The 15,980-nt window shown below is 73.8% G+C and carries 12 protein-coding genes and 1 tRNA gene; 8 read left to right on the top strand and 5 right to left on the bottom strand.

Going from position 1 to position 15,980, the window contains the following annotated elements; all coding sequences use genetic code 11:
* Nucleotides 1-182 precede the first annotated feature (182 nt).
* From PUR61_RS40385 to PUR61_RS40400, 4 genes are all read right to left on the bottom strand, one after another.
* Nucleotides 183-1,169: a DUF5926 family protein gene (locus PUR61_RS40385; protein WP_329884908.1), complete on the bottom strand. Its 987-nt coding sequence runs from the start codon at nt 1,167-1,169 to the stop codon at nt 183-185.
* A gap of 192 nt (nt 1,170-1,361) precedes the next feature.
* Nucleotides 1,362-1,991: an ATP-binding protein gene (locus PUR61_RS40390; protein WP_329884909.1), complete on the bottom strand. Its 630-nt coding sequence runs from the start codon at nt 1,989-1,991 to the stop codon at nt 1,362-1,364.
* 328 nt (nt 1,992-2,319) lie between these two features.
* Nucleotides 2,320-3,144, bottom strand: a complete 825-nt coding sequence (locus PUR61_RS40395) for a glycerophosphodiester phosphodiesterase family protein (protein ID WP_329884910.1) — start codon at nt 3,142-3,144, stop codon at nt 2,320-2,322.
* A 166-nt stretch (nt 3,145-3,310) separates the two neighbouring features.
* Nucleotides 3,311-4,663, bottom strand: coding sequence for a purine-cytosine permease family protein (locus tag PUR61_RS40400; RefSeq protein ID WP_329884911.1), 1,353 nt, complete (start codon nt 4,661-4,663; stop codon nt 3,311-3,313).
* A gap of 610 nt (nt 4,664-5,273) precedes the next feature.
* Here PUR61_RS40400 and PUR61_RS40405 point away from each other — a divergent pair.
* From PUR61_RS40405 to PUR61_RS40440, 8 genes are all read left to right on the top strand, one after another.
* Nucleotides 5,274-7,001, top strand: coding sequence for a trypsin-like peptidase domain-containing protein (locus tag PUR61_RS40405; RefSeq protein ID WP_329884912.1), 1,728 nt, complete (start codon nt 5,274-5,276; stop codon nt 6,999-7,001).
* Nucleotides 7,002-7,065: 64 nt separating this feature from the next.
* Nucleotides 7,066-7,153 (top strand) — tRNA-Ser (locus PUR61_RS40410).
* Between the two features lie 221 nt (nt 7,154-7,374).
* Nucleotides 7,375-8,490 (top strand): peptidoglycan-binding protein, encoded by a 1,116-nt coding sequence (locus PUR61_RS40415; RefSeq protein ID WP_329884913.1) that lies wholly within the window; start codon nt 7,375-7,377, stop codon nt 8,488-8,490.
* A gap of 139 nt (nt 8,491-8,629) precedes the next feature.
* Entirely contained in the window at nt 8,630-9,460 is an 831-nt protein-coding gene (locus tag PUR61_RS40420) for a MerR family transcriptional regulator (RefSeq protein WP_329884914.1), read from the top strand.
* A 58-nt stretch (nt 9,461-9,518) separates the two neighbouring features.
* Nucleotides 9,519-10,973, top strand: coding sequence for an MFS transporter (locus PUR61_RS40425; protein ID WP_329884915.1), 1,455 nt, complete (start codon nt 9,519-9,521; stop codon nt 10,971-10,973).
* 283 nt (nt 10,974-11,256) lie between these two features.
* Entirely contained in the window at nt 11,257-12,621 is a 1,365-nt protein-coding gene (locus tag PUR61_RS40430; RefSeq protein WP_329884916.1) for an FAD-binding oxidoreductase, read from the top strand.
* Nucleotides 12,622-13,040: 419 nt separating this feature from the next.
* On the top strand, nt 13,041-13,370 hold the full coding sequence (locus PUR61_RS40435) for a hypothetical protein (RefSeq protein ID WP_329884917.1): 330 nt from the start codon (nt 13,041-13,043) through the stop codon (nt 13,368-13,370).
* A 417-nt stretch (nt 13,371-13,787) separates the two neighbouring features.
* Entirely contained in the window at nt 13,788-14,630 is an 843-nt protein-coding gene (locus PUR61_RS40440; protein ID WP_329884918.1) for a pyridoxine/pyridoxamine 5'-phosphate oxidase, read from the top strand.
* Nucleotides 14,631-14,821: 191 nt separating this feature from the next.
* Here PUR61_RS40440 and PUR61_RS40445 read toward each other — a convergent pair whose 3' ends face one another.
* The gene (locus PUR61_RS40445; RefSeq protein ID WP_329884919.1) at nt 14,822-15,895 is read right to left on the bottom strand and encodes an EamA family transporter; all 1,074 of its coding nucleotides are present in this window, start codon (nt 15,893-15,895) and stop codon (nt 14,822-14,824) included.
* Between the last annotated feature and the right edge of the window lie 85 nt (nt 15,896-15,980).

Raw genomic sequence — 15,980 nt, forward strand, 5'->3', positions numbered from 1 at the left:
AAAAGATCCGGCCGCTGGCGACGGGGGATGCACCAGCGACCGGACTCTTTAGACAGTAACAAGGATCTGCGCCCGCGCCAATTTCCAAGACGCCCTCGCAGCCCGGAAATTGCGGGTCGCGGCGAACAATGTGACGCGTATCACGTGGATCTCCGCGCGCCCCGTCCGCCCTCCGTTCGCCTTTAGTTCAAGGTGACCTGACGGTTCACCAGGTTGGCGCGGGCGCGCCGCTCCTCGGCGGTCAGCGGGGACGGGTCGGCCAGCGTCTCGGCGAGGCGCTCGGCGAACTCGGCGGCAGGCTTCTCGCAGTCGGCCGCGGTCATCGACAGCGGCAGGTCCCAGACCGGAACGGTCAGGCCGTGCGCCCGGAACGAGCCGACCAGGCGGGTGTCCTGACCGAGCGAGGACCGGTCGGCGGCGGTCAGCCGGGCCAGTGCGTCCAGCAGCTGCTCCTCCGGCACGGTCATCACCCAGCGCAGGTGGTTCTTGTCCGGAGTGCCGCACCAGTAGGCGGAGTCGACGCCGGCGAGCTTCTCGGTCGGGATCGCCGAGGCGTTGGCACGCTCCAGGGAGGCGGCCACCTCGCCGGTGGCCGTCTCGGCGTCCTCCAGCCAGAACTCGAAGCCGGTGTGCACGGCGGGCTCGAAGGGGGCGTCCGCGTCGAGCAGGTCCTGCAGCCGGGGGCCGCCCGGGACGGTCCGGCGGGACGGCACGGGGGTGCCGGGCTCGGCGGCGAGCGCCAGCTCCAGCGCGTCGGCCAGGTCACGGCTCAGGTCGCCGGAGCCCGACTGGGTCTGCAGGCCCAGCAGGATCGAGCCGTCCTGGCGCCGTAGGGCCGGCCAGGCCAGCGGCAGGACGGTCGCCAGCGTCACCGACGGCACCTCGCCGTTGGCGGTGGCGGCCACGCCGGCGGCGAGCGTCAGCGGGACGGTCGCGGCCGGTACCAGCTCGCGCAGCGCCACCCAGTCGGCCTCGCCCGACAGGCCCTCGAACGGGCGGTGCACCAGCTCCTGCACCGCGTGCGAGGCCTCGCGGCCGTGACAGGCCTTGTAGCGGCGGCCCGAACCGCAGGGGCAGTTCTCGCGGGCCCCGACCACGGGGATCTCGCCCGTGACGGCGGGGGTGGACTGGCTGCGCTGCGGCGCCTTCTTGGCGGCCTTCTTGCCCATGGTGCGGCTCTCCCGGGGAGGTGGTGATGTGCTCCGGGCAGCCTACTGACGTTCTCCGGGCGCGTGGGCGCACGCCGGGGTGCGGGGGCGCCCGTCCGCCCGGTCCGGGGCCGTGCCCGGCGTCCGGGCGGTGCGCGGGACTGTGTTCACGCGCCGCGCGGGACGATGCTCACGCGCCGCGCGGGACGGAGCTCAGGCGCTGCGGGGTGTACCGCCGGTCCGCCTGGCGTGGCGGGCCCGGGCCGGCAGGGCCGCCCACACCGTCACCTCGCCGGGCGCGTCGCGCACGCCCCAGTCGCTGGCCAGCTGGTCCACGATGCCCAGCCCGCGGCCGCCGTGCGAGGTGAGTGAGGGGCTGGCCGGCGACGGACGGGTCTGTGCCCCGCCGTCGGTGACCTCCAGCGTGAGCACACCGTCGGCGTGCATCTGCCAGCGGACCAGGACGCCGCCGCCCTCCTCTCCGCCGCCCGTGCCTGCGTGCCCGACGTTGCCGTGCCCGACGATGCCGTGCCCGGCGGCTCCGCCGGTGGGCCCGGCGCCGCCGCCGTGGCCGCCCGGTGCGGGGGAGCGGTCCTCGCCCGACCCGGCGGTCCGGGACGGTACGCCGACCAGGCGCGGCTCGACGATCTCGGCCCGGGCGCCGCGCCCGAGGGCGGGCAGCGGGCCGAGCGGTCGCGCGTAACGACACGCGTTGCTCAGCAGTTCCGAAAGGATCAGAACAGCATCATCGATGACCGGTTCCGGTATCTGCCGGTCACCCAGATCTCGACGCAGCCGGCGCCGCGCGGCCCCGACGCTCGCTGGGCCGTGCGGCACTGCCATGGTCGATGAAGTCGGCACTTCACGCGCCACCATCAACGCCACCCCCGGACCTCCTTCAGCGTATGCCGAGGGATGGATGCCCCTTGGCAATACGTCGGAAACGACCGGACGGCGATCCTGCACGGACATTTCAAGCCGGGCGACGGACGGTACGCGGCAGGTGATTCGATGCTCACGCTGCGTCGTGAAAGTGCCGTAATTGCGTCAGAAATCGCCGTCGGAAGGTTTGAGCCCCTACCAAGACGATCAACCGGTCCAGGTGGTTGAACGGTTCACCGCACCGTCCGGTCGGGGTGGGGCCGGGTATTTCCGCGGGCGGTCGGGCACGTCACCGACCGAGCTGGGCCAGCACCTCCGCCGGGCGGTTGGTGATGATCGCGGACACCCCGAGTTCCAGGCAGAGCTCGACGTCGGCCGGTTCGTCCACGGTCCAGACGTGCACCTGGTGGCCCAGCTCACGCAGCCTGGTCACCAGCCCCGGCCGGGCCCGCACCAGCTCGATGCCCGGCCCGGCGATCCGCGCGCCGCCCGGCAGCGGCGCACCCGGGCGAAGCCGTCCGCGCAGTGCCAGACCGCGTTCGAACAGGAACACCCGCGGGTACTCCGGTGCGGCCGCGCCCACCCGGGCCAGCGCCAACGAGGAGAAGCTCATGATCCGGGCCCGGGACCGGCCGTTCTCCCCGGCGCCGCCGATTCCGAAGCGGTCCAGCGTCCGCAGCAGCTCGGACTCCACCCGGCCGCGGAACCGGACCGGGTGCTTGGTCTCGATCGCGAGGTCCACCGGGCGCCCGCAGTCGGTCACCAGCTCCAGCAGGCTCTCCAGCCGCAGCACGCCGCGCAGCTCCGGGTCGTCGCTGGGGCGGCCGGTCTTCCACGCGCCGAAGTCGTGCGCCTCCAGCTCGGCCAGCGTCATCGCGGAGACGGTGCCCCGGCCGTCCGAGACCCGGCCGATCCGGCGGTCGTGCACGCAGACCAGCTGCCCGTCGGCGGTCACCCGGACGTCGCACTCGAGCGCGTCCGCGCCCTCGGAGAGCGCCCGGCGGTAGGCGGCGAGCGTGTGCTCGGGCAGGGCGTGCGAGGAACCGCGGTGGGCGATCACCTGGACGGGCGGCGCGGTGCGCGCCGTCGCGGGCGAGAGGTCTGGGCTGGTCACACCGTCCACGATAGGCCGCGGAAGTGACACGAAAGCGAAGACGGCCCCAACCTGCGGGGCCGTCTTCGGGTGTGGAGGTGAGCGCGGGCGAGCGCGCCGTTCCGGGTGCGCGAGCCCCGGCGCGGGTCAGCGCCCGACGGTGCGGGTCAGCGCTCGATGGTGCGGGTCAGCGCTCGACGGTGCCGGGGGCGCCCGCGCCGCCCGTCGTGCCCGGGGCGCTGCTCCGGGAGAGCGGGGTGAGCGCCCAGGTGACCAGGGCCGGCACCAGGAAGCCGAGCAGCGAGGCTGAGGTCCACTCCTGCGGGGTGAAGTGCAGCGCCTCCTGGACGGAGGTCCAGAAGTCGGTCCACCAGGTGGCGATCGCGGTCGGTGCGATCACCTGGTAGGTGGCGAAGCCGAGGGCCCACGGCAGCAGCATCAGCCAGCGGGACGGCGCGTCGGCGGAGAGGTTCCAGCCGCGCCGGCCGGCCCCGAGGAAGTAGTCGACCACGAGCACCGCGAACATCGGCACGAAGATCGAGCCGATCAGGCCCAGGAAGGCGTAGTACGAGTCGGTGAACTCGGTGATCTGCAGGGCCAGCACGGTGATGAGCACCCCGGTGCCCCCGGTCAGCACCCGGCGGTCGACCTTCGGCAGCAGGTTGTGGATCGACATCGCGGTCGAGTACACGTTGGCGAACGACTGGTCGGTCTCGCGGAGCACCAGCACCAGCAGGAACAGCCAGCCGGCCCAGACGCCGAGGAAGGAGTCGAAGATCCGGGTGGCGTCCCCGTCCGCCTGGAGCAGCGCGAACAGACCGAGCACGTAGCACCAGACCTGCGCCACGGTGTAGCCGGAGAAGCTGCCCCAGAACGCCGAGCGCGGGGTGCGCGAGTGCCGGGTGTAGTCGGCGGCCAGCGGCACGAAGGAGATCGACACCGCGATCATCGCGTCGGTCGCCTTCAGGAAGCCGTGCCAGTTGCCCGCGCCCGGGTCGGACACGCCGTTGCGGCCCAGCTGGACGGTGAAGTACACCATCGCGACCGCCACCGCCGCGGCGACGAAGCGGCGCAGCACCGCGATCGCGCCGAGCGGCCAGATGGTCAGCGCGGTGGTGACGGCACCGGCCAGCACGACGAAGACCCAGCGGTAGCCGCCGGTACCGACGACGGTCTGCGCGCCCATCGCGATCACCAGCAGCTCGTACACGCCCCAGCCGATGCACTGGACGATGTTGAGCACCGTCGGCACGTACGAGAGCCGGGTCCCGAACAGCCCGCGCAGGTTCGCCATGGCGGGCGCGCCGGTGCGGGCGCCGATCAACGCGGCCACCCCGAGCATCGCGGTGCCGACCACGGTGCCGGCCACGATCGCCGTCACGGCGGCGGCCAGCGACAGCTCGCTGCCCGGCGCCCCGAGCACGGTGGCGGCGGTGGTGAAGCCGATGAGCGAGACGCCGAGGTTCATCCAGAGCGCGAAGTGGTCGCGGAAGCGGAGCGTGCGCGGCGGCTCGGTGTCCAGCACCAGCGGCGCCTCCACACGGGCTCCGGCCGGTGCCGCGGGGCGGTCCAGGACGGCGGCACCGGCGGGACCGGCGGGACGGCCGGAATCGGCCGCCCGGGAACCGGGGACGGTGCCCCCGGCGTCCCCGGAGGGGGGCAGACCCTTGGACGCGGGCGTACCCGAGGACGAGGATGGCGAAGCAGGCGGCATGGCCGATACTCCCTACGCCGGCATTACCCGGACAGGTTCCGGCGGTCTGCGCCCCCTCGACGCCCGCCCGCGGATTCCGTGGCGTACGGTCGACCGGCGCACTCTCAGCCTGGTGGGTCCAAGCTCCCGCGTGTCAGTTTTGAGCGACAGGCTAACCGGCACGGCGGAGAACGCCAAGGCCAGGGGGCCCGGGGGCCGGGGCCGACGGAGTGCGGCAGGGGTGCGGCAGGAACGTGGCGGGAGTGCGGTGGGGGTACGAAGGGGCTGTGGCCCGGGCGCGGACCCGGCGCGCAGGGGGCCCGCGGGGCCGGATGTTCCGGGGTTTGTCTGGCCGGCCTAAGGATTCTTATGACTTCTTCAGAAGCCTCCTTACGGCAATCGAATCGAGTGTGCGAAAAACTATGGTTGTTGGTCCTGTCAGCTATGGAGGTCGTCCGTGAGCACCGAGCGCGAGGTTGGGTCCACCGGGCCGCAGGGGGAGCAGCCCTCCGGCGGCCAGGGGGTGGTGGTTCCCGGTCCTGACGGTCCGGCGCAGCAGTCTGCGGCCGTCCCCTCCCCCGTAGCGACGCCCGCTGCCGAACGGTCCCCGTCCGATCAGGCCGCTCCGGCCGCCGACGGCGGCAACGGCGGGTTCACGCCCACGCTGGCGTTCAGCAAGGTCAGTGCCCCGGAGCCGGCGCCCGCCGCCCCGGCGCCGGCCGCCGACGCGGGGTACCTCGACGCCCCGCCGCCGGTTCTGCCGCCCGCGCCGGCCGCCCCGGTGGCACCGGCCGCGCCGGTCGGCAACCCGTACGCCACGCCGGCTCCCGGCACGCCGGTCCCGCCGGCCGCCCTCGCCGCCCACGACCCGTACGGCGCCCCGGCCGCGCCCCAGGGTCACGGCGCGACCGGCCAGCACCACCCGTTCGGCGCCGGCCAGCCGCTCGGCGGCTGGGCCGCGCACGACATCACCCCGGGCGGCCCGGGCGCGCCCGGTGGCCCCGGCGGCCCGCTCGGCTACCCGTCCGAGTACCCCGGCGCCCCCACGCCCGGCGGCCCGCGCAAGAAGCGCGGCGGCCTGATCGCCCTGGTCGCGGCCGTCGCCCTGGTCGCGGGCATCGCCGGCGGCGCGGTCGGCGTCGTCGTCGCGGACCGTGACGACAAGAGCGTCAGCGCCGCGGCCGACCGCACCAGCACCACCGTCCAGGCCAACAACTCCCAGAAGAACGAGGCCGCCCCGGGTTCGGTGGCCGGCATCGCGCAGAAGGCGCTGCCCAGCGTCGTCACCATCAAGGCGCAGGGTAACGGCGAGTCGGGCACCGGCACCGGCTTCGTCTTCGACACCGAGGGCCACATCCTCACCAACAACCACGTGGTCGCGCCCGCGTCCAGCGGCGGCAAACTGACCGTCAAGTTCGCCGACGGCTCGTCCTACAACGCGTCCGTGCTCGGCCGCGCCGAGGGCTACGACGTCGCCGTCATCAAGCTCGACAGCCCGCCCAAGGGCAAGCTGACGCCGCTTCCGCTGGCCGACTCCGACAAGGTCAACGTCGGCGACTCCACCATCGCCATCGGTGCCCCGTACGGCCTGGAGTCCACGGTCACCACCGGCATCATCAGCGCCAAGGACCGCCCGGTCGCCTCCGGCGACGAGACCGGCGCCCAGTCCTCCTACATGAACGCCCTGCAGACCGACGCCTCCATCAACCCCGGCAACTCCGGCGGTCCGCTGCTCGACTCCGGCGGCGCGGTGATCGGCATCAACTCGGCGATCCAGTCCAACGCCTCCAGCAACGGCCGGGCCGGCTCCATCGGCCTGGGCTTCGCGATCCCGGTCAACCAGGCCAAGTGGGTCGCCGAGACCCTGATCAAGACCGGCAAGCCGGTGTACGCGAAGCTCGACGTCCTGCGCAACGACGACTACAAGGGCGACGGCGCCCAGATCCAGACCCGCGACATCCAGGGCACCCCGGCCGTCACCCCCGGCGGCGCCGCCGACAAGGCCGGCCTCAAGCCGGGCGACGTCATCACCAAGCTCGGCGGCAGCCCGATCGAGAACGGCCCCGCCCTGGTCAGCAAGATCTGGACGCACAAGCCGGGCGAGACCGTCGACGTCGAGTACACCCGCAACGGCCAGACCCTGAACACCAAGGTCACCCTCGCCGAGCGCGTCGGCGACAACTGACCCCACCCCGCCCCGAAACCCGGTGCACCGAAGCCCGCCGGACCCGTTAGGCTGACCTCCGCCTGGAGAGCTGCCCGAGCGGCCTAAGGGAACAGTCTTGAAAACTGTCGTGCGGTGACCCCGTACCGTGGGTTCGAATCCCACGCTCTCCGCTGGTTGGAGAAAACCACCTGCTCAAGGCGGGTGCCGGAAGCTTCCGGCACCCGCCTTCGGTGTTTTCGGGGGTGGCGGGAGGTGGGGCCCGGGGGAGCGGAGTTGTCCCGGTTTCACCTGAACGGGGGGTTTGGGGCCGAGGTGTCCTCGTGTGGGGGTGTGCGTCTCGTTTAGCCGGATGCAAGGGGCGGACTGCCCTGGGCCTGGCGAGGAGAGACGGATGGCCTGGTACCCCGGTGCGGAGAAGATGGAGCTCCAGCCCGAGTCGGACGAGCAGGCGGCGATCACGCCGACGCAGGTGATCTTCCACAGTGTGGCGGCGCCGTGGACGCCGCGGCGGATGTACGAGTACTGGCGGGACTCGACCAACCTGGAGTCGCACTTCGGGGTGGGGTACGACGGCTCGGTCGGTCAGTTCGTCGGCACCGAGACCCGCGCCGACGCCAACATGCGCGCCAACCGCCGGGCCGACGGCACCGGGGCGGTGAGCATCGAATCGGCGAGCGACGACCGGAGCACCGACCCGTGGACGGACGCGCAGGTGAGGGCGCTGATCGCGCTCGGGGTCTGGCTGCACCAGCGGCACGACATTCCGCTGCGGGCCTGCCCGTCCTCGGACGCCGCCGGGTTCGGGGTGCACCGGATGTTCCCGGAGTGGTCGGACGGTGGGACGGCCTGCCCGGGGGAGGTCCGGGCGCGACAGTTCCGCGAGGTCGTGCTGCCCGGCATCGTGGCGGAGGCGGGCGGCGGGGCGCCGGTGCCCCCGCCGCGGGCCGATTCCGCCGGCCCGGCCCGGTACCGGGTGACCCTCAACGGCCTGGAGTACGGCTACGGGGCGCACGGGCCGCACGTCCTGGAGGTGGGCCAGGCGCTGGTCCGGCAGGGCTTCGGACGGCACTACCAGTCCGGGCCGGACCAGGACTGGCGAGACGCCGACACCCTCAACTACCAGGATTTCCAGCGCAGTCTGGGCCTGTCGGGGGCCGACGCGGACGGGGTCCCGGGCGAGGGGTCACTGCGCAGGCTGCTCGGCCGGCTGCCCTCGCCGCGGCGCGTCTCGCTGGCCCACGTCGTGGCGGCGGCGCGTACCGATCCGGGGGCCGAGCAGGGCCACCAGACGTACGGCGGCGAGGTCCGGATCGTCGAACAGGCTCTGGCCGACGAGGGGTTCCTGGAGCAGCGCTGGGTGGACGGCTCGCTCGGCACCCGGTCGGTGCAGGCGTACGCGGCGTTCCAGCGCAGCCTCGGCTACTCGGGCGGCGACGCGAACGGGATCCCCGGGCAGCGGAGCCTGCAGGCACTGGGGGACCGGCGGGGGTTCGACGTCACGGACTGAGCGGCGGGGACGGTCCGGCCACGACGACGGCGAGAGGGCGACCGGGAGGAGTGCGGGGAGGAAGGCGGGAGGAGTGCAGGGAGGGCGGAGTCCCGCTGCTTGACCATGACACGGTGTGAGGGTCTGCACTGGAGGCATCATGTTCAACATCGGAGACTTCGCCAAGCACGGCCGGGTGTCGGTCCGCATGCTGCGCCACTACGACGCGATCGGGCTGCTACGCCCGGCCCGGGTCGACCCGGTCAGTGGCTACCGCTGTTACGAGGCGGCCCAACTCGCCCGGCTCAACCGCGTCATCGCCCTCAAGGACCTCGGCTTCACGCTGCTGCAGGTGCGGGCCGTCCTGGACGAGGAGGTCGGCGCGGCCGAGCTGCGCGGGATGCTGCGGCTGCGGCGGGCCGAGCTCGCCGCAGCGATGGCGGCGGACGCGGAGCGGCTGACCCGGGTCGAGGCGAGGCTCCGGACGATCGAGAGCGAGGGGACCATGTCCACGCACGATGTCGTGGTGAAGCGCGTGCCGTCGGTGCGGGTGGCCGAGTTGACGGCGGTCGCGGCGAGCTACGAGCCGGAGGACGTCGGGCCGGTGGTCGGGCCGCTGTTCGCGGAGCTCTGCGGCAGGCTGGCGGCGGCCGGAGCGGCGGAGACGGGACCGGCCGTCGCCTGCTACGAGGACCTCCCGGACGGGGACGGGGCGGTGTTGGTACGGGTGGCCGTGCCGGTCGGGGCCTCGGTGGAGCCGGGTGGGGAGCACGGCTTCGCGGTGGTCGACCTGCCCGAGATCGAGGAGGCGGTGACCGTGGTGCACCGCGGTTCGATGGACGACACGCTGGGTTCCTTCCAGGCGCTGGCGCGGTTCATCGACGAGAACGGGTACCGCTCGGCCGGGTACGCGCGGGAGCTCTACCTGGAGTGCCCGGACGACCCGGCCGGTTGGGTGACCGAGCTCCAGGAGCCGGTGGGCCGGGCGTAGGCGCCGCACCGGTCGGAGCTTGCCCTCAAGCCGGTCGAGGGTCCTAGCGTCGGCCGGCATGACGACCACCGGTGCGACCGCGCCCGACGGAGCCGGCAGCCCGGGTAGCCCGAGCGGATCCGCCGACCGGGGTGGATCCGACGACCGCGGCGGATCCGACGACCGCGGCGGATCCGACGACACGAGCCGTCCGGGCCTGCCGGGGTCCTACCTGCTCTGGCTGGCCGGTACCCAGGTCGGGGCGTTGGGCGACGCCGCCCTGTACTTCGCCCTGGGCTGGGCCGCGGCCGCGCACGGCGGCGGCGCGGCCGGCCTGGTGCTCACGGCGATCACCGTGTCGCGCACGGTCCTGGTCCTGCTGGGCGGTGCGGTCGCCGACCGGTGGGGCGCACGTCGGGTGATGCTCACCGGGGACGCGGTGATGCTGGCCGCGACGCTCACCCTGGCCGTGGCGGCGGACGGTCGGGGCACACCGCTCCGGCTGCTGGTCGCGGCGGCCGTGGTGGTCGGGGTGGTCGACGCGTTCTACCTCCCGGCGAGCGGGTCGATGCCGCGCCGGCTGGTGGAGCCCGGGCAACTGCCCCGCGCTCTGGCGTTGCGTCAGGCCGGTGGTCAGGTGGCCGCGTTGCTCGGGGCGCCGATCGGCGGGGCGTTGGTCGCGGTGGGCGGGCTGCCGGTGGCGGCGCTGGCGGACGCGGTGAGCTTCGCGGTCCTCCTGCTGGTGCTGTTGCGGGTGCGGGTCAGGGGGGACGCGGAGGTGGCTCCGGCGACCTCGGAGGCGGCCCCGGCCAAGGGCGGGGCGGGGGAGCGTGTGGCGGGGGCAGCCGTCGTCGTGCCCGGGCTGCTGCGTGAGACGGCCGCAGGGGTGCGGTCGGCGGCGGGGGACCGGCTGCTGCGGGCGGCGCTGCTGCTCACCGGGGCGGCGGCGGGGGTCCTGTTGCCGGTGGGCTCGCTGCTCGTGCCGCTGCTGGCGCGGGAGCGCGGGTGGGATGCCGGTGCGGCCGGCCTGGTGGCGGGCGGGCAGGGCGCGGGGGTGCTCGCCGTGGCGGTCCTGCTCTCGCTGCGCGGTGGCGGCGGTCGGGGCCGGGACGGTTCGCGTCGGAGGCCGGGGAGGGCCGCGTCCGGGGCGAGGTCCGGGGTCGGGCCGGGGGCAGTGGCGGGGGCCGGGCTCGGTGCGGCGGCTCTGGGTGTCGCGGTGCTGGCCTGGGCGCCGGACCCCGGGGTGGCCGCGCTGGGCGGGGTGGTGACGGGGGTGGGGTCGGGACTGTTCGCCGGCCGGCTCGGCCCGCTCGTCCTGGCCGCCGCGCCGGTCGGCCACCTGTCCAGGGTGCAGGCACTGCTGACGCTCGTGCAGAGCGCGGCGCTGGTGGTCTCGACCGGTCTTCTCGGCCTGCTCGCCGACGCGGCCGGCGCCCGGGTTCCGACGGTGCTCTGTGCGTCGGCCACCGCCGCGGCAGGGCTCGCCGCACTGGGCTCCAGGGCGCTGCGGCCGTCCGGCCGTCCTGAGCGGTAGCAGGTAATCGGTAGCCGGTAGCCGGTAGCCGGTAGCCGGGCGCTTGGGTGCGTGCGGGTGGGGCGCGGAGCTGCGTACTTGCCGGGTGGCCGGGCGCCGGGCAGAGTGCGAGAGCCGGACGCGGTCGGAGGGCCGGTTCGGAGCGGTGGCCCGTGGTGCTGCCCCTGCCCCGCACGGCACCAGCACGACGGCGGCGAGGGAGACCGGGGCGCCGGCACGTTGACGGAGCGACACAGCGGCGGCACCGGTGCGGCAGGCCCGGGCCGCGCGGGCGGAGGCGGCGATGAGTGATCTGACGGACCGGCTGGCAGAGGGTCTCCCTCCCGGAGCGCTGGCGGTGGACCCGGATGTGACGGCCGCCTACAGCCGCGACATGGCGGGGTTCTGCGAGGCCGGTGTCCCGGCCGTGGTGGTCTTCCCGGAGACGATCGAGCAGGTGCAGCACGTCATGCGGACCGCCACGGCCCTTCGTGTCCCGGTGGTCCCGCAGGGGGCGCGGACGGGGCTCTCCGGTGCGGCCAACGCCGTGGACGGCTGCATCGTGCTGTCGATGGTGAGGATGAACCGGATCCTGGAGCTCGATCCCGTGAACCGGATCGCGGTGGTCGAGCCCGGTGTGGTGAACGCCGAGCTCTCCCGGGCGGCGGCCGAGTCGGGGCTCGCCTATCCGCCCGACCCGTCGAGCTGGGAGTCCTGCACGATCGGCGGCAACATCGGCACCGGCGCGGGCGGGCTGTGCTGCGTGAAGTACGGCGTGACGAGCGAGTACGTGCTCGGGCTGGACGTGGTGCTGGCGGACGGGCGGTTGCTGACCACGGGGCGCCGGACGGCCAAGGGCGTCGCCGGCTACGACCTGACCCGGCTGCTGGTCGGCTCGGAGGGCACGCTGGGCGTGGTGGTCCGGGCGGTGGTGGCGCTGCGGCCGGCGCCCGAGCCGCAGTTGGCGTTGGCGGCGGAGTTCCCGAGCGCGGCCGCGGCGTGCGACGCGGTCTGCGAGGTGATGGCGCGCGGTTTCACGCCGTCGCTGATGGAGCTGATGGACGCGGTGTCGGTCCGGGCGGTCAACGAGCTGGGGCAGATGGGACTTCCGGAGTCGACCCGGGCGCTGCTGCTGGTGGCCTTCGACGGTCCGGACCGGGTGGAGCGCCTGGCCGCCGTGGGGGATCTCTGCCGGGCCGCGGGGGCGACCGAGGTGGTGCCGGCCGACGACCAGGCGGAGTCGGAGATGCTGCTGGAGGCCCGCCGCCTTGCGCTGCCCGCCCTGGACCGGCTGGGCACCACGATGATCGACGACGTGGCGGTGCCGCGTTCACGGTTGGCCGAGATGCTGGCCGGCGTCGCGGTGATCGCCGAGCGGCACGGGCTGACTATCGGGGTGGTGAGCCACGCGGGGGACGGGAACACCCACCCGATCGTCATCTTCGACGCGGCGGACGCCGAGCAGACGGCGCGGGCGCAGCGGTCCTTCGACGAGATCATGGCGCTCGGGCTGGAGCTGGGCGGCACGATCACCGGGGAGCACGGGGTCGGGCTGCTCAAGCGCGAGTGGCTGGCGCGGGAGCTCGGTCCGGTGGCGTGGGAGCTGCAGCGGCAGCTGAAGGCGGTCTTCGACCCGTTGGGCATTCTCAACCCCGGTAAAGCGATCTGATCGGATTCCCGGCCGATCGGTGAATCACCGGATTGTCAGACTGTCGCAGAATGGCTCACTATGTCGACACGGTAGCGCGACCGAACTTTCAGGGGGCGCGTTCATGGATGTTCCGCGCCAGGGTTGTGCGCCGGGTTCTCCGTGTGCTGCTCTTCGCGCCACCCCCGGAGCTTCGATCGTGTCCGACTGTTCGGGCGATGCGGCAGGTCGGTGGCAGTGTGTCGGCGCGCTTTCCGTTTGGGCCCGGGTTATGCACCGGGCTGCTGGATATCACGCTAAAGGGCGAAAAGCCTGCCGGGAGGTAGTGCTTTGTCGATTTGTTGCGGAAGTCTTTCCCTCGGCGTCGCAGCCCGCAGGTGTTCGTCTGGCCGGCGAACTCCCGCACACATTGCACGATTTACCGTTTCTTGGAGGCTCTCATGGCTCGCATCCGTACCCGCAAGGTGGCCGGTCTTCTGGTGGCGGCCCCGCTCGCGGCGGGACTGCTCCTCGCCGGGGCCGGTGCCGCCGCCGCCGACAACGGCGCGCTCGCCAACGACGGGTCCAACAGCGGGGTGGTGTCCAACATCGGGACCGGCAACATCTTCGGCTCGGTCGACGGCAACTACGTTTCGAACCAGCAGACGGCCACCGGGGCCGGGGCCTCGAACCAGGCCAACACCCTCGCGGTGAAGGACAACTCGGGGGCCGTCCTGGCCGGCCAGTCCAACAAGAACTTCAACGTCGTCTTCGCCCCGATCTTCAACTGAGCGCCGATGGACCGTGAACCATCGCCGGCGGGGGCGCCGGAGGTGGGTGGTCGTGGGTGAGCTGAGCATCCGCGGCGGGGTTCGAGGCTGACAGTGAAGTGAATCGAAGCGAAGCGGTCGGAAAAGATCGCGAGATGCGTAACCGGGTAGCGGAAAGGGTCACCGCGAACCGGTCCTGTGGGCGGCACCGCACGTCGGTGCCGCCCACGGGCGCGTCCGGACCGGTGCGTCGAGCGCTCGGCCCGCCCCCTGTGCCCGGGACGGTGTCCCGGAGGGAGCCCTCATTCCAGGGCCCGCGCCCGGGTTCGTCACCGTGCGGCGGTACGGTTGCGCTCCGACAGCGCACCCCGCGCGCCCGGGCCCCGGTGGCCCGCCCGTTGCGGGACTGCGGCAGCGGCAACCGGAAGGAAGGGCGCGATGGCAGCGGAGGAGGAGGGCCTGACCGGTCCGGGCGGGACCAGGCCGGTACCGGGCCCGGAGTCGGGCCGCGGGCAGAACCCGCAGCCGGCCCCGGAGGCGGCCTCGCAGTCGGCCTCGCAGTCGGTCCAGGGCCCGGCCGCGGCGCCGGGGACGGAACACCGCCCCGAGCCCAGGTCCGTGCCCGAGCTGCTGCTCGGCCGTCCGCCGATGACCCGCCCGCTGCCGACCTTCGACGCCGAGGCGGCCCCGGCCGAGCCCGGCCCGCTGTTCGTCGACTGGCTCGCGACCGCGCTCGACGCGGGGGTGCTGGACCCGCAGGTGGTCACGCTCTCCACCGTGGACGCCGACGGCATGCCGGACGCCCGGGTCCTGGTGCTGCGCGACATCGACGCCGCCGGCACCGGCTGGGTCTTCTCCGCCGCCGCGGACAGCCCGAAGGGCCGCCAGCTCGGCGACCACCCGGCCGCCGCGATCACCGTCTACTGGCCGCAGCTGGGCCGCCAGGTGCGGGTCCGCGGCACCGTCGAGCGGGCTGCCGACCAGGTCGCGGCAGCCGAGTTCGCGACGCGGTCCCCGGCCGCCCGGATCGGCGCGCTGGTCGGTCGGCAGAGCGAGCCGCTGGCCTCGCCGGCCGAGTACGAGGAGGCGGTGGCGGTCGCCCGTCGCCGGCTGGAGGCCACCCCGGACGCGGTCGCCGCGGGGCACACGGTCTACACGCTCTGGGCGCACGAGGTGGAGTTCTGGCAGGGCCACGCGGAGCGCCACCACGTCCGCCTCCGCTACACGCGGACCGGGCCGGTGCGGACACCGGAGTGGTCCCGCACCCTGCTCTGGCCGTAGCCCCCCGTCGCCGTAAGGCCGTGGCGCCGCGATGCCTCAGGGCCGCAACGCCGTAAGGCCGTAGGAGAACGGGCCGGGGCGCGCACCGAGTGGTACGCGCCCCGGGCCCGCCGGCCGTCTCCCCCCGGCCGTTCCGTCGTCGACAGGTCCGTCGTCGACAGGTCCGACCAAGCCGGTCCAAGCAGGCCGGTTCAGCGCCGGCCGGTCAGTGTGGCCCCGACGCTCGCGGCCACCACACAACCGATCCCGGCCAGCTGCGACGCACCCAGCAGCTGCCCCAGCACCACCAGCCCGACCAGCGCGCTGACCGCCGGCTCCAGGCTCACCAGCACGCTGAACACCCGCTGCGGCATCCTCCGCAGTGCCGTCATCTCCAGCGCGTACGGGATCACCGGCAGGAGCAGCGACACCCCGGCGACCGCGAGCAGCAGCATCAGCGGCGATGCCCCCGGTTCGGTCAGACCGTCCCAGGCCTCGCCGAGCCCGAACGGCGCCACCACCAGCGCGCCGACCGTCATCGAGACGGCCAGTCCCTGGAACCCCTGGAACGCGGCCCCGACCTTGTCGGTGAACAGGATGTACGCGGCGTAGCAGGCGGCCGCGCCGAACGCGTACATCAGACCGACCGGGTCGAGCCCCGACCCGCTCCCGTCCCCGCCCTCGCCGAGCAGGGTCAGCAGCGCCACCCCGCCGGCCGCGAGCAGCGCCCAGAGCAGGTGACTGGCACGGCGGGCGAAGAACAGCGCCACCGCGAGCGGGCCGAGGAACTCGATCGTCGCGGCGGTGCCCATGGGCAGGCGGTCGATCGCCCCGGCGAACAGCAGGGTCATCCCTGCGGAGGCCATGCCGAGCAGTCCGGCGGCGGCCAGGTCGCGCGGGTGGCGCCCGCGCAGCTGCGGCCGGGTGACGGCGAGCAGGACGACCGCCGCGAAGCTGAGCCGGAGGAAGGTCGTACCGCTCACCCCGAGCGGACCGAAGAGCGGCTTGGAGAGTGCGATCCCGGTCTGCACCAGGAACATCGCGGTCAGACAGAGGAGCGGCGCCGGGATCCGCTCCGGGCGCCGCAGGAAGTTCGGGAACCGTCGGCCGGACGGTCGGCCGGGTCGTGCGTCCGGCGGCAGCCCGTCTCCGGGGGCGTCGCCTCGTCGCCGGCCACCGCTCTCGCCGGCGGGATCGCCCACGGGGGCGGGCGGCATGGCAAGGACCTCGGCGACGGCTGCGGCCGACGGCGGGGCGGCGGTTCCGGTGGGGTTGGGCGTGGGCATGCTGGCGAGTTTGCCGTAAGGAGCCACTGGGCAGCAAGCTCGTTACAAAAATCGGGACGGATGCGGACGGGTGCGTCCGAAAGGG

This window comes from Streptomyces sp. BE20, assembly GCF_036322525.1.
Taxonomy (GTDB): Bacteria; Actinomycetota; Actinomycetes; order Streptomycetales; family Streptomycetaceae; genus Kitasatospora.

Excerpts from the sequence above, each read along its gene's own strand:
- PUR61_RS40430 (WP_329884916.1), top strand. The coding sequence starts at position 11,257 with ATGAGTGATCTGACGGACCGGCTGGCAGAGGGTCTCCCTCCCGGAGCG.
- PUR61_RS40385 (WP_329884908.1), bottom strand. The coding sequence starts at position 1,169 with ATGGGCAAGAAGGCCGCCAAGAAGGCGCCGCAGCGCAGCCAGTCCACC.
- PUR61_RS40390 (WP_329884909.1), bottom strand. The coding sequence starts at position 1,991 with ATGGCAGTGCCGCACGGCCCAGCGAGCGTCGGGGCCGCGCGGCGCCGG.
- PUR61_RS40435 (WP_329884917.1), top strand. The coding sequence starts at position 13,041 with ATGGCTCGCATCCGTACCCGCAAGGTGGCCGGTCTTCTGGTGGCGGCC.
- PUR61_RS40425 (WP_329884915.1), top strand. The coding sequence starts at position 9,519 with ATGACGACCACCGGTGCGACCGCGCCCGACGGAGCCGGCAGCCCGGGT.
- PUR61_RS40415 (WP_329884913.1), top strand. The coding sequence starts at position 7,375 with ATGGCCTGGTACCCCGGTGCGGAGAAGATGGAGCTCCAGCCCGAGTCG.
- PUR61_RS40440 (WP_329884918.1), top strand. The coding sequence starts at position 13,788 with ATGGCAGCGGAGGAGGAGGGCCTGACCGGTCCGGGCGGGACCAGGCCG.
- PUR61_RS40420 (WP_329884914.1), top strand. The coding sequence starts at position 8,630 with ATGTTCAACATCGGAGACTTCGCCAAGCACGGCCGGGTGTCGGTCCGC.
- PUR61_RS40445 (WP_329884919.1), bottom strand. The coding sequence starts at position 15,895 with ATGCCCACGCCCAACCCCACCGGAACCGCCGCCCCGCCGTCGGCCGCA.